Genomic DNA, 12,238 nt, shown 5'->3' with positions numbered 1-12,238 from the left:
CCCTTCCCTCACACCACCCCCGTGGACCCCGCAACCGCCGGAGACGTCCAACTCGGCGCCGTTCACGCTCAGTTGGTCGCTCACTACGGCGCTTCCGGCATCCCCCCGGAGCTCCGGCTGCTCTTCGGCGCCCCCGATCTGCTGTGCGCGACCTGGGTGGCGTTCCACGAGTCCCTGGTGGCCGGCCGGGCATCGCGCACCGACCGGGAGTTGGTCGCGGCCGGGGTGGCGCGGGCCGGCCGGTGCGCGCCGGTACTGCGCACCCAGGCACGGGCGTTGGACGCCGGCGGCCATCCCGCACTGGCCCGGACGGTGCGCGCCGGCGGCACCCCCGAGGACCCCGGCCACGCCCGGCTGCTGGCCTGGGGCGCGGCCACCGCCGCCCCAAAGGGCCCGCCGGCCGAGCCCCCCTTCCCGGCCGTCCACGCCCCCGAGTTCCTCGGCGCCGCGCTGACCGCGCACTTCCTCACCCGGCTCGGCTCCGCCCTGGTCTCCGCACCCGTGCCCGGGGGCGTCGGCCGGTGGCCGTGGCGCCTGAAGGGCCGTCGCGCTGCGGCCCGTTCGACGGCGGAGCGCACTGCGCGGCCCGGGGACAGCCTGTCGCTACTGGCCGGCGCCACCGGTCCGGCGCCCTCCTGGGCCGGCGGGGCACCCCTGGGCGCGGGCCTGGCGGCGCTGCGGTCCGCGGCCGCGGCGGACGGCGGGGCGGGGCTCACCGACACCGTCCGGACGCGGGTGGCGGAGACCGTCGCCGAGTACGGCGGCCGGCCGCCCACCGCCGACCCCGGCGGCCGTCAGCCGGCCGCGCGTGCCTGGCTCTACGCCGCGCTGTCCGGACTGCGCGGCACCGACCGGCCGGCCGCCGCCGTGGCACTCCTGACGGCCCTCGCTCCGGCCCAACTGGCCTTCTCCGACGTGGAGTTCTGGCGCGTGACGGCGCCCGAGGGGGAAGCCGGTGACACCGCGCTGCTCCGCCTCGCGGCGTTCGGCGCGTACACCGCCGTGGAGTGCGTCGAACGGCGCCTCGTCGCGTCGACGCCGGGTGCGGGCACGCATCCGCGGAGCTGAGGAATCCGGCTCCCGGCGGCGTGCGTGCGCTCAGCCGTGCCGTACCGGGGTGCTGTCCGAGGGGCCGTCCTCGGCCGCGAAGTGTGTCAGCGCCAGGTCCCGGAAGCGGGCCGCGGCCACCGAGAGATAGCCGTCGGCGCGCCGGACGAGGCGGAGCGTGCGGGCGCAGTCGGGGGCGTCGATCCGCAGCCAGGCGACCGGCTCCGACGCGGCGGCGGCGCGGGCGGCCGCCGGAAGCAGCCCGACGCCGAGCCCGGCCTGGACCAGGAAGAGGGTGGCGGCGGGTTCGTCGCCCTCGCAGGCGATCACCGGGCGCTGCCCGATCGACGCGAACAGCCGGTCCAGCAGGGCGCGTTGCCAGCGGCCGGGCCGGGTGGTCAGGAACGGTTCGTCGATCAGATCGGCCACCGCGACCCGTTCCCGGTCGGCGAGCCGGTGTCCGGCCGGCACCACCAGGTGGACCTCGTCGCGCCGCAGCCGCACCGCGTTCAGTCCGGGCCCGGCCAGCGGCTGCGAGGCGATGCAGAAGTCCACCTCACGGGCGCGGAGTTGTTCCAGCATCGTGCCGGGGGTGGACTGGAAGAGCCGTACCGCGACGCCGGGCAGCTCGGCCCGGAAGTCGCCCAGGAGCGGGGCGAGCGGCAGCAGGGTCTCGGCGGCCAGCGCGAGGGTTCCCCGCTCGGGCCCGGCGGCGTCGGCCAACTCGGCGCGGCCCTCGTCGAGTTCGTCCAGGGCCCGTTCGACCCGGCGCAGGAAAGCGGAACCGTAGCGGTTGAGGCGGACGGTGCGGCCCTGGCGGTCGAAGAGCGGCACCCCCAGTTCGGCTTCCAGCCGGGCGATGGTCCGGCTCACCGAGGGCTGGGCGACGCGTAGTTCCTCGGCGGCCCGGCTGATGTGCTCCCGGCGTGCGACCGCGCGGAAGTAGCGCAGCGACAACAGATCCATCGGCTTCGGCCCCCGCGGTCGTCCCCCGGCGGCGCCCTCAGCCGCGCGCCACCACCGTAGCCCACACCGTCTTGCCGGACTGGTCCGGCGGGGTCCAGCCCCAGGAGTCGCTGAGTTCGTCGACGAGGCGGAGTCCGCGCCCGGACTCGGCCAGCGCGTCCGCCGGCCGCAGCTCGGGCGCGCCGGTCCCACCGTCCGAGACCGCGCACAGCACCCCGCGCTCCTGTCGGGTCAGCGCCAGCCAGGCGGGGCAGAAGCGGGCGTTCACACGGGAGTTGAAGATCAGCTCGAAGGGGTCGGCGGCGCCGTGCCGCAGCGCGTTGGTGACCAGTTCCGAGACGATCAGGACGGCGTTGTCGGCCAGGAGCGGACACATCTGCCAGCCCTTGAGGGTGGTCCGGGTGAAGCGGCGGGCCTCCGCCACGGTGCATGCCGAGTTGCTGAGCGCGCAGGCGGCGAATCCGTTCGGCGCCGGCATCCACGACGTGTCACGGCCGATGCCGGCCGGGGGCCTGCCTCCTTCCCGGAGGGCTTCGCGCTCGGACTGTGCCGGGTGTGTGGTCATCACGATCTCCGCGGAGGGCATACGAGTTGGGCGCGTCCGGGACGCTCTGGGCGGGGCCGTCCCGGGGGGCTAATATCCTCGGCGGCCGTCCAACGCTGCAAGTGCATCTGCAATTACATCGGCAAGGGCGGCCGCCCAGGGACGGGATCACGCCAATGTGATCGCGGCCCCGGATTGGTCCCGAACACACCCCCCACCCAGGGAGCAACCGTGATGGAGTCGATGACCAACGGGATGCCGGCCACCGGCATCGAAGGTGCGGTGTGGCGCAAGAGCCGCCGCAGCAACCCCAGCGGGAACTGCGTTGAACTGGCCGTTCTTCCGGACAACAGGGTCGCGGTGCGCAATTCGCGGCACACCTCGGGTCCCGCGCTGATCTACAGTCGGGACGGGATGGCCGCCTTCGTACGGAGCGCGAAGGACGGCGAGTTCGACGATTTGTTCGCCCGCGACTGACCCGATGACGGTCTTCGAGCCTCATTTCTGAGGCATATGTCGTCCGGATAGTCGGCGTAGGTGTACGCCTTCTCGCGGCAATGGGACACTGGGCGTTCGCCCGACCACTCAGGGGAGTCAGCATGAGCGCCGCGCAGTCGAGCACTGATCCTTGCCTGCGCCGCTATCTGGACCATCCGCGCGGCGGCCCGACCGTCCTGCGCATCGTGCTGGGCACCCAGTTGCGCCGGCTGCGGGAGGCCGCCGGCATCACCCGCGAGGCCGCCGGCGATGCCATCCGCGCCTCCCACGCCAAGATCAGCCGCCTGGAGCTGGGCCGGGTGAGCTGCAAGGAACGCGATGTCGCCGACCTGTTGACGCTGTACGACGTCACCGACGGCGCCGCTCGCGCCACCTTCCTCGCCCTCGCCCGCCGCACCAGTACGCCCGGGTGGTGGCACCAGTACAGCGACATCCTGCCCAGCTGGTTCGAGACCCACCTGGGCCTGGAGTCGGCCGCCTCCGTCATCCGCACCTACGAAGTCCAGTTCGTACCGGGCCTGTTGCAGACCGCCGAGTACGCCCGCGCGGTGGCGCAGCTGGGCCACCCGGGCGCCACGGCGGAGGAGACCGAGCGGCGGGTCGGGCTGCGGATGCAGCGGCAGGAACTGCTGACGCTCACGGACGCGCCGCGGCTGTGGGCGATCCTCGACGAGGCGTGCCTGCGCCGCCCGTTGGGCGGTTCCGAGGTGATGGCCGGCCAGCTCCGGCACCTCATCGAGATGGCGCGGCTTCCCAACATCACCCTCCAGGTCGCGCCGTTCATGCTCGGCGGCCTCGCCGCGGCCGGCGGGCCGATCACCGTCCTGCGCTTCCTGGAGCCCGATCTGCCGGACATCGTCTACCTGGAGCAGCTGACCAGCGCGCTCTACCTGGACAAGCGTGACGACGTCGACCACTACCTCGCGGTGATGGACCGGCTCTCGGCCCAGGCGGAGTCACCGCGGGAGTCGCTGGCCATACTGGAACGGCTGCTGAAGCAGGAGGGCTGAGGGCGGGGACGGACGGGGCCGGCGGGACGGGACGGTCGTCCGTCATCCCGTCCCACCGCTTCCCGCCCCGCCGCCCCGCCGGGGCCTACGGCTTGCGGGCCACGCCCCCGTACTCGATCCACTCCTGCGTCAGCTGCCTGGGGCCGGCGTCCGTCGGGTCCGGCCGCCAGGTGGAGACCTCCATCAGGCCCGGTTCCAGGATCTCCAACCCGTCCAGGAACGCCCGCAGTTCATGCTGCTGCCGCACCCGTCCCCACTGCCCCTCGGTGCTCACCCGCATGAACTCGGTGACGTACTCCCGGGTCGCCGCGTCCTCACTGACCAACTGGCACACCACCAGGAAGCTGCCGGGAACGAGCCGTTCGGCGACCCGGCGGACCAGTCCTGCCGGGTCGTCGGCGTCCGGGATGCAGTGCAGCACCGAGACGAACAGCACGGCGACCGGTTCGTCGAGGTCGATCAGCCGCCGGACCTCGGGGCTGTCGAAGATCCCGTCGGTGTCCCGCATGTCGGCCTGGATGACGGCGGTGTTCTCGTTCTCCTCCAGCAGCGCGCGGCCGTGGGCCAGCACGATCGGATCGTTGTCGATGTACACCACACGGGATGCGGGGTCGACGCGCTGGGCGACCTCGTGGACGTTGTCCTGGGTCGGCAGACCGGAGCCATGGTCGACGAACTGCCGGATGCCGTGCTCCTCGGCCAGCCAGTGGACCACCCGGCGCAGGAAGCGCCGGTTGTTGATCGCCAGCACCTGGGTACTGGGGACGACCTTGCTTAACTCCTCGCAGGCCTCGCGGTCCACCGCGTAGTTGTCCTTGCCGCCGAGGTAGTAGTCGTACATCCGCGCCACGCTCGGAATGCTCACGTCGATGGCGGTGGGCAGCGGACGGTTGTCTTGGTTCATCCCCACTCTTCCCGTTGGTGTGTGGTGTTGGTGTGGTTGCAGTGCCGGTAACGGTACGACCACGGTGCCCGGCGTCCAACCGGCCGGTGGCGGTGGGCGGTCGGCCGGCCGCGGTCACCGGCGGTCGGCCGCCTGCGGTCGGCGGCCGCTGCGCGCCGGACGGCCGGCCCGGCCCGGCGTTCTCATCTGCCTCTCACGGTCCGCTCACGGCCCCGTCACACGGATTTCCTACGGTCTGTCGCGGGGTCGCGGTCCGGCGGCCCGGAGGAGTGAGGGCACCGTGTACCACCTGACCGGCGTGACGAAGCACTACCGACACGGCGGTGAGCTGGTGCGGGCCCTGGACGGCGTCGGGCTCCATGTGCCGGACGGCGGCGCGCTCGCCGTCCAGGGCCCGCCCGGTGCGGGCACCTCCACGCTGCTGCGGATCCTGGGCGGGCTGGAGCGGCCGACCCGGGGCAGCGTGCTGCTCGACGGTACGGATCTGGCCACCGTCACCGCCTCCCGGCTGGGCCGGATCCGCGCCGAGTCGATCGGCCTGCTCGGCCGCGGCGTCGGCGACCGTCCGGAATCCGTCGCGGGGCTGACGGTGCGGCAGGAGGTGGCCGCGGCGCTGGCGCCGCTGGGACTGCGGCCCGCCGACCGCTGGGAGTTGGCCGGGGAGGCGCTGGCGGAGGTCGGGCTGACGGGCCGGGACGCGCTGCTGCCGGGGCGGTTGGACCCATACGCCCGGCGGCGCGCGGCGCTCGCCCGGGCGCTGGTGAAGCGGCCCGCGGTGCTGCTCGCGGACCGGCCCACGGAGGGGCTGCCGCCGTCGGCCGCGGCGGACTTCGCCGAGCTGCTGGTGCGGGTGTGGGACACCTACCGGCTCACCTGCGTGATCACCACGGACGACGAGGCGGTCGCCGGGCGGCTGGGCCGGCGGGTGGTGCTCTCCGACGGCCGGGTGTCCTGCCTGCGACGGGTGGCCGGTACGGAGCGGTGCGGGACGCCGTCCTGGTGCTCATGTGGCGGGGGCAGGTAGAAGGGGTTCATGACCACAGAGCAGAACGAGTCCACCGACCGTGCACCGCTCGGTCCGCCCCCCGCCGACCGTCCGGAGGAGCCCGGCACACCGGAGATGGTGCGCGCCAACGAGGCCAACTGGGACGCCCGTACACCGGTCCATGTGGCCAGTGCGTTCTACGGCCTGGACGGGTCGCGGCGGGCCGAGGACTGGTTCGCGCCCTTCGAGTGGGGCGACCTCGGGGCGCTGGCGGGGCGCGATGTGCTGCACCTCCAGTGCCATCTGGGCACCGAGACGGCCGCGTTCGCGGACCGGGGTGCGCGGGCGGTGGGGCTGGACTTCTCCACCGAGGCGGTGGCGCAGGCCCGCCGGCTGGCGGCGGAGGCGGGCCGGGAGATGGAGTTCGTGCGGTCGGACGTCTACCGCGCGGTGGAGGCGCTCGGCGACCGCCGGTTCGACGTGATCTACACCGGCAAGGGCGCGGTGTGCTACCTGCCGGACCTCGCCGCCTGGGCCGACACCGTCGCCGAACTGCTGCGCCCGGGCGGGACGTTCTACCTGGTCGAGTTCCACCCGCTGCTGAACGCGCTCGGCCCGACCCCGCCCGCGGACCCGGACACCCCGCCGCTGCTGCTCCGGCACGACTACCTCGCGGGCCGGGGCGCCCTGCGCAGCGACGCGCCCACCACCTACACCGACGGCCCGCCGCTGGCGAGTGCGACGACGAGTTACGAGTGGCGGCACGGCGTCGGCGAGGTCGTCTCCGCGGTGCTCGGGGCCGGGCTGAGCGTGCAGCTCCTCCGGGAGACCGAGGTGCTGCCGTGGCCGCGCTTCCCGTCGATGGTGCCGGACGGGAACGGCTGGTGGCGGCTGCCGGACGCGGAGCCGATCATCCCGCTGATGTACGCGCTGAAGGCGGTGAAGCCGTAGCCCGCCACGCCCCGTCGGCGGGCGGCCGCGCCGGCGCCGGCCGCGGTCAGTGGGCGCGGCGGTAGATCGAGCGCAGCAGTTGGTCCTTGGCGGGGCCGGCGACGCGCCACTGAAGGTGCCAGCGGTCCGCGGTGACGGCGGTGAAGGTGCCGTCGTAGCGGTCCGCCGCGCACGGGTGGCCGGCCCGCCAGCGGCCGGTGCGCAGGTCGAGGTCGTGGAAGGGGCGGCCGTCGGCGAAGGTGACCTCGGCGGTGCCGTCGGGCCGGGGCCGCAGCCGCAGCGTGCGGGTGGCCGGATGCACCACGCCGGCCCAGGTCAGCTCGCCCTCCTCGGTGTGGCACAGCGTCCCGTCCGGGCCGTCCGGCCGGAAGTCCGCGGTGCCCCGGAAGCTGCCCTCGGCGCCGGTCCGCAGGTCGTGGACGGTGCGTTCGATGTGCCAGCGGCCGGTGAGGTACGCGGCGGTGTCGGGGACCGGATGCATGTCCCCATTGTCGGGCAGCGCCGCGCGCTCACCCCATCGGCCCCACCCCACGCCCCGCCCGCGCGCAGCGGCGCCGCGCACCGTGCGGTCCCCCGGCGCCCGCCTTACGCTCGGTATCGAGATCACCACCGAGGGAGACCGTCGCGGCAGGAGCCAAGCCCGTACGGGCCCGCCGCGGGCGCCCCGCCCGAGACGAGACCGCGAGGACCGGAGGCCCCCATGCCGGAGCTGTTCATCGGCGGTCAGTGGACCGCAGCGGCCGACGGCCAGGTGCGGGAGATCCGCTGCCCGGCCAACGGCGAACTGGTCGCGACCGTCGACGAGGGCGGCCCCAAGGACGCGGCCGCGGCGATCACCGCCGCCCGGCTCGCGTACGACGACGGGCCCTGGCCCCGCACGCCGGTCGCCGAGCGCGGCCGGATCGTCCTGCGGGTCGCCGAGCTGCTGGAGCGGGACCGGGACGCACTGGCCCGGGCCGAGTCGCTGGACACCGGCAAGCGGCTGGTGGAGAGCGGCTACGACATGGACGACATCGCAAACTGCTTCCGCTACTTCGGCAACCTCGGTGCGTCCGCCGGCACCGACCGGGTGGTGGACGCCGGCGTCCCCGAGGCCGACAGCACGGTGCGGCACGAGCCGGTCGGGGTCTGCGCGCTGATCACGCCGTGGAACTACCCGCTGCTCCAGACCGCCTGGAAGGTCGCGCCGGCCCTGGTCGCCGGCAACACCTTCGTGCTGAAGCCGAGCGAGCTGACCCCGCACACCGCGATCCACCTGATGCGGCTGCTGGCGGAGGCCGGGGTGCCGGACGGGGCGGCGAACCTGGTGCTGGGCACCGGTCCGCTGGTGGGGGCGCCGCTCACCGAGGACCCGCGGGTGGACATGGTGTCGTTCACCGGCGGGCTGGTCACCGGGCGCCGGATCATGGCCGCGGCGGCCCCCACGGTCAAGAAGATCGCCCTCGAACTGGGCGGCAAGAACCCCAACATCGTGTTCGCGGACGCCGACTTCGAGGCCGCCGTGGACTACGCCATGCTGGCGGTCTTCCTGCACTCCGGGCAGGTCTGCTCGGCCGGCGCCCGGCTGTTGGTCCAGGACGAGCTGCACGACCGCTTCGTCGACGAACTGGTCGCCCGCGCCCGGCGGATCCCGCTCGGCGGCCCGTTCGACGAGCACGCCCGCACCGGTCCGCTGATCTCCGCGGCGCACCGGGCGAAGATCGCGGCGTATGTGGCGGCCGGGCTGGACGAGGGGGCGGTGCTGCGCTGCGGCGGGGCGCCACCGGACGATCCGGCGCTGGCGGACGGCTTCTACTACCTGCCGACGGTGCTGGACGAGTGCACCCCGGACATGTCGGTGGTGCGTGACGAGTCGTTCGGGCCGGTGCTGACCGTGGAGCGGTTCCGCGACGAGGACGAGGCGGTGTCGCTGGCCAACGACACGGTGTACGGGCTGGCCGGGGCGGTGTGGACGCAGGACAGCGGCCGCGCGCACCGGGTGGCGTCCCGGCTCCGCGCCGGAACGGTGTGGATCAACGACTTCCACCCGTATGTGCCGCAGGCGGAGTGGGGCGGGATGAAGCAGTCCGGTATCGGCCGGGAGTTGGGGCCGGCCGGGCTGGCGGAGTACCAGGAGGCCAAGCACGTGTGGCGGAACACCGCCCCGCGGCCGCAGAGGTGGTTCGAGTGACCGGTTCCGGCTCCGCCGAGGAGGGCGCCGACGACGACGGCCCGCACGAGGACGGGGCACTGGCCGAGCTCGGCTACAAGCCCGAACTCAAGCGCACCCTCGGCAACTTCCACACCTTCGCCGCCGGTATCAGCTACATCTCGATCCTCACCGGTACCTTCCAGCTCTTCTACTTCGGGGTGAGCCACGGCGGTCCGGCGTACTGGTGGTCCTGGCCGATGGTCTTCTGCGGCCAGCTGATGGTGGCCCTGTGCTTCTGCGAGCTGGCCTGCCGCTATCCGGTGGCCGGCTCGATCTACAACTGGGCCAAGCAGCTGGGCGGTCCGCACGTGGGCTGGCTCGGCGGCTGGATGATGCTCACCGCCTCCATGGTCTCGCTGGCGGCGGTGGCGCTGGCCTATCAGGTGACGCTGCCGCAGATCTCGTCGTGGTTCCAGTTCATCGGGAACGGCACGGGGCGGACCGACGCCGCCGCCAACGCGGTCCTCCTGGGCACGGTCCTGATCGCCTTCACCACCCTGATCAACGCCTTCGGTGTGAAGCTGATGGCGCGGATCAACTCGGCGGGCGTGGCGATCGAGTTGGTCGCCGCGGTGGTGCTGATCCTGCTGCTGGCCGCGCACGTCACCCGCGGTCCGGTCAGCACGCTGACCAACACCTTCGGCCGGGGCCAGGGCGAGAGCCTGGGCTACCTCGGCGCGTTCCTGACCGCCTCGCTCGCCTCCGCGTACGTCATGTACGGCTTCGACACCGCCTCCTCGCTCGGTGAGGAGTCCAAGGACCCGACCCGCAATGCGCCCCGAGCGATCCTGCGGGCGCTGATCGCCTCGTTCTTCATCGGCGGTCTGATCCTGCTGTTCGCGCTGCTGGCCGTGCCCGATCTGCACGACGAGCGGCTGTCGGTGGACGGCCTCCAGTACGTCGTGCTGGCCACCCTCGGTCCCGCGGTCGGGCAGCTCGTGCTGTGGTGCGTGGTGGTCGCGATCACCGTGTGCGACCTGGCGGTGCACACCGCCGCGATCCGGCTGATGTTCGCGATGTCCCGGGACAACAACCTCCCGGCGTCCGCGCGGCTGGCCCGGGTCAGCCCGCGGTTCCAGACGCCGGTGCTGCCCGCGGTGGTGATCGGGCTGGTGGGGGTCGCGATCCTGCTGATCAACGTCAACCAGCCGCAGATCTTCTCGGTGATCACCAGCATCGCGATCATCATGGTCTACCTGGCCTATCTGATGGTGACCGTGCCGATGCTGGTGCAGCGGCTGCGCGGCAGATGGACCACGGGCGGCTTCTCGCTGGGGAGGTTCGGTCTGCCGGTGAACATCCTGGCGGTGCTCTGGGGGCTGGCGATGTCCGTCAACCTCGCCTGGCCGCGGGCCGCGGTCTACAACGCCACCGGCCCGCAGCACTGGTATCTGCGCTGGGGCGCCTTCCTGTTCATCGGCGTCGTGGCGCTCGGCGGCTTCGCCTACTACTGGTTCGTCCAGCGGCACCGCACCGGCGTGCTGGCCTCGCACGCCGCGCAGGACTCGGACGCCGCCCCCGCGCCGTGACCCCGCCCGCCCCTCTCCTTGCGATCTGGAGCCAGCGCCATGTCCGACGAAACCCACGTGGACCGGACCGACTCGTTCGACTACGTCGTGGTGGGCGGCGGTACGGCCGGGGCGGTGGTGGCCGCCCGGCTCAGCGAGGACCCGTCCGTCACCGTCTGCGTGCTGGAGGCCGGGCCCTCCGACGTCGGCGACGACGCGGTGCTGCGGCTGGACCGCTGGATGGGCCTGCTCCAGTCCGGCTACGACTGGGACTATCCCGTCGAGCCGCAGGAGAACGGCAACAGCTTCCTGCGGCACGCCCGCGCCAAGGTCCTGGGCGGCTGCTCCTCGCACAACTCCTGTATCGCCTTCTGGGCGCCGGCCGAGGACCTCGACGAGTGGGCGGCGCTGGGCTGCACGGGCTGGAGCGCGGCCGACTGCTTCCCGCTCTTCCAGCGCCTGGAGACCAATGACGCGCCCGGCGGCCACCACGGCCGGTCCGGTCCGGTGGTCCTGCGCAGCGTCCCGCCCAAGGACCCGTGCGGGACGGCCCTGTTGGCGGCGTGCGCGGCGGTGGGCATCCCCACCACCGCGTTCAACAGCGGCACGACCGTGGTCCGCGGCGCGAACTGGTTCCAGATCAACTGCCGTCCGGACGGCACCCGTTCCTCCGCCTCGGTCGCCTATCTGCACCCGGTGCTGGACCGCCCGAACCTTGACGTCCGTACCGGGGTGCAGGCCAAGCGGCTGCGCTTCGACGAGGACCGGCGGTGCACCGGTGTGGACTACCTCTCCCCCGACCTGATCCACACCCGCACCGTCGCGGCCCGCCGCGAGGTGATCGTCTCCTGCGGTGCCCTCGACTCGCCCAAGCTGCTGATGCTGTCCGGTATCGGCCCGGCAGACCAGCTGCGCGCGCACGGCATCGCACCGCTGGTGGATGCGCCGGGCGTGGGCGCGAACCTCCAGGACCATCCCGAGGGCGTCATCATGTGGGACGCCAAGCGGCCGATGGTCACCAGCTCGACGCAGTGGTGGGAGATCGGCGTCTTCTACGCCACCGAACCGGGCCTGGACCGGCCGGACCTGATGTTCCACTACGGCCAGGTGCCCTTCGACATGAACACCTACCGGCGCGGCTATCCGACGTCCGAGAACGCCTTTTGCCTCACCCCGAACGTCACCCGCGCCCGCTCGCTCGGCACGGTCCGGCTGCGCACCCGCGACTTCCGCGACAAGCCGAAGGTGGACCCGCGCTACTTCACCGACGAGCACGATGTGCGGGTGATGACCTACGGGCTGCGGCTGGCCCGGGACATCGTCGCCCGGTCCCCGATGGCCGACTGGGCCGGTGCGGAGCTGGCCCCCGGCCCGGAGGCCCGCACCGACGACGATCTGCTGGACTACATCCGCACCACCCACAACACCGTCTACCACCCGGCGTGCACCGTCGCGATGGGCGCCGCCGACGATCCGGCCGCCCCGCTGGACCCGCAGCTGCGGGTCAAGGGCACGACCGGGCTGCGGGTGGCGGACGGCTCGGTGATGCCGTTCCTGACCGCCGTCAATCCGTGCATCACCACGATGATGATCGGCGAGAAGTGCGCGGACCTGGTCCGCGAGGCGTGAGGCCG

12 protein-coding genes are annotated in these 12,238 nt (G+C 73.1%); 8 read left to right on the top strand and 4 right to left on the bottom strand.

Features of this window, described 5'->3' with window-relative positions; all coding sequences use genetic code 11:
- Nucleotides 1-21: 21 nt before the first annotated feature.
- Nucleotides 22-1,068, top strand: coding sequence for a DNA-binding protein (locus ACIQE0_RS00770; RefSeq protein WP_402328050.1), 1,047 nt, complete (start codon nt 22-24; stop codon nt 1,066-1,068).
- A gap of 30 nt (nt 1,069-1,098) precedes the next feature.
- Here the strand turns inward: ACIQE0_RS00770 and ACIQE0_RS00765 are convergent, their stop codons facing one another.
- The gene (locus tag ACIQE0_RS00765) at nt 1,099-2,013 is read right to left on the bottom strand and encodes a LysR family transcriptional regulator (protein WP_402328048.1); all 915 of its coding nucleotides are present in this window, start codon (nt 2,011-2,013) and stop codon (nt 1,099-1,101) included.
- Between the two features lie 37 nt (nt 2,014-2,050).
- Entirely contained in the window at nt 2,051-2,578 is a 528-nt protein-coding gene (locus ACIQE0_RS00760; RefSeq protein WP_402328046.1) for an ATP-binding protein, read from the bottom strand.
- A 213-nt stretch (nt 2,579-2,791) separates the two neighbouring features.
- Between ACIQE0_RS00760 and ACIQE0_RS00755 the strand changes: the two genes are divergently transcribed.
- The gene (locus ACIQE0_RS00755; protein ID WP_366330079.1) at nt 2,792-3,034 is read left to right on the top strand and encodes a DUF397 domain-containing protein; all 243 of its coding nucleotides are present in this window, start codon (nt 2,792-2,794) and stop codon (nt 3,032-3,034) included.
- 122 nt (nt 3,035-3,156) lie between these two features.
- Complete coding sequence (locus tag ACIQE0_RS00750) at nt 3,157-4,065, top strand: helix-turn-helix domain-containing protein (RefSeq protein WP_384094864.1); 909 nt, start codon at nt 3,157-3,159, stop codon at nt 4,063-4,065.
- Between the two features lie 85 nt (nt 4,066-4,150).
- On the opposite strand, the gene ACIQE0_RS00745 is transcribed toward ACIQE0_RS00750, so the two are convergent.
- Nucleotides 4,151-4,969 (bottom strand): SAM-dependent methyltransferase, encoded by an 819-nt coding sequence (locus tag ACIQE0_RS00745; RefSeq protein WP_384094861.1) that lies wholly within the window; start codon nt 4,967-4,969, stop codon nt 4,151-4,153.
- Between the two features lie 280 nt (nt 4,970-5,249).
- On the opposite strand from ACIQE0_RS00745, the gene ACIQE0_RS00740 reads away from it, so the two are divergent.
- Together ACIQE0_RS00740 and ACIQE0_RS00735 are read left to right on the top strand one after the other, a co-directional pair.
- Entirely contained in the window at nt 5,250-5,993 is a 744-nt protein-coding gene (locus tag ACIQE0_RS00740; protein ID WP_402328043.1) for an ATP-binding cassette domain-containing protein, read from the top strand.
- 9 nt (nt 5,994-6,002) lie between these two features.
- Nucleotides 6,003-6,905, top strand: a complete 903-nt coding sequence (locus ACIQE0_RS00735) for a class I SAM-dependent methyltransferase (RefSeq protein ID WP_366330083.1) — start codon at nt 6,003-6,005, stop codon at nt 6,903-6,905.
- Between the two features lie 46 nt (nt 6,906-6,951).
- Here ACIQE0_RS00735 and ACIQE0_RS00730 read toward each other — a convergent pair whose 3' ends face one another.
- A complete protein-coding gene (locus ACIQE0_RS00730) occupies nt 6,952-7,386 on the bottom strand; it encodes a DUF6314 family protein (RefSeq protein ID WP_402328040.1) in 435 nt (144 codons plus the stop codon).
- 219 nt (nt 7,387-7,605) lie between these two features.
- Between ACIQE0_RS00730 and ACIQE0_RS00725 the strand changes: the two genes are divergently transcribed.
- From ACIQE0_RS00725 to ACIQE0_RS00715, 3 genes are read left to right on the top strand one after another with little or no spacing between them, the layout of a single operon-like run.
- The gene (locus ACIQE0_RS00725; RefSeq protein ID WP_402328038.1) at nt 7,606-9,075 is read left to right on the top strand and encodes an aldehyde dehydrogenase family protein; all 1,470 of its coding nucleotides are present in this window, start codon (nt 7,606-7,608) and stop codon (nt 9,073-9,075) included.
- On the top strand, nt 9,072-10,625 hold the full coding sequence (locus tag ACIQE0_RS00720; RefSeq protein ID WP_402328036.1) for an APC family permease: 1,554 nt from the start codon (nt 9,072-9,074) through the stop codon (nt 10,623-10,625). Before ACIQE0_RS00725 ends, ACIQE0_RS00720 begins: the two co-directional genes overlap by 4 nt.
- Nucleotides 10,626-10,664: 39 nt before the next feature.
- On the top strand, nt 10,665-12,233 hold the full coding sequence (locus ACIQE0_RS00715) for a GMC family oxidoreductase (RefSeq protein WP_402328034.1): 1,569 nt from the start codon (nt 10,665-10,667) through the stop codon (nt 12,231-12,233).
- The last annotated feature ends 5 nt before the right edge of the window (nt 12,234-12,238 follow it).

Source organism: Streptomyces sp. NPDC093097 (assembly GCF_044754325.1).
Taxonomy (GTDB): domain Bacteria; phylum Actinomycetota; class Actinomycetes; order Streptomycetales; family Streptomycetaceae; genus Streptomyces.
Note: the sequence above shows the minus strand (reverse complement) of the source record. Positions and strands in the feature narration are given on the sequence as shown.

What these genes read in the sequence shown, in the direction of transcription:
- ACIQE0_RS00765 (WP_402328048.1), bottom strand. Translation starts at nt 2,013, where the DNA reads ATGGATCTGTTGTCGCTGCGCTACTTCCGCGCGGTCGCACGCCGGGAG.
- ACIQE0_RS00760 (WP_402328046.1), bottom strand. Translation starts at nt 2,578, where the DNA reads ATGACCACACACCCGGCACAGTCCGAGCGCGAAGCCCTCCGGGAAGGA.
- ACIQE0_RS00755 (WP_366330079.1), top strand. Translation starts at nt 2,792, where the DNA reads ATGGAGTCGATGACCAACGGGATGCCGGCCACCGGCATCGAAGGTGCG.
- ACIQE0_RS00750 (WP_384094864.1), top strand. Translation starts at nt 3,157, where the DNA reads ATGAGCGCCGCGCAGTCGAGCACTGATCCTTGCCTGCGCCGCTATCTG.
- ACIQE0_RS00745 (WP_384094861.1), bottom strand. Translation starts at nt 4,969, where the DNA reads ATGAACCAAGACAACCGTCCGCTGCCCACCGCCATCGACGTGAGCATT.
- ACIQE0_RS00735 (WP_366330083.1), top strand. Translation starts at nt 6,003, where the DNA reads ATGACCACAGAGCAGAACGAGTCCACCGACCGTGCACCGCTCGGTCCG.
- ACIQE0_RS00730 (WP_402328040.1), bottom strand. Translation starts at nt 7,386, where the DNA reads ATGCATCCGGTCCCCGACACCGCCGCGTACCTCACCGGCCGCTGGCAC.
- ACIQE0_RS00725 (WP_402328038.1), top strand. Translation starts at nt 7,606, where the DNA reads ATGCCGGAGCTGTTCATCGGCGGTCAGTGGACCGCAGCGGCCGACGGC.
- ACIQE0_RS00715 (WP_402328034.1), top strand. Translation starts at nt 10,665, where the DNA reads ATGTCCGACGAAACCCACGTGGACCGGACCGACTCGTTCGACTACGTC.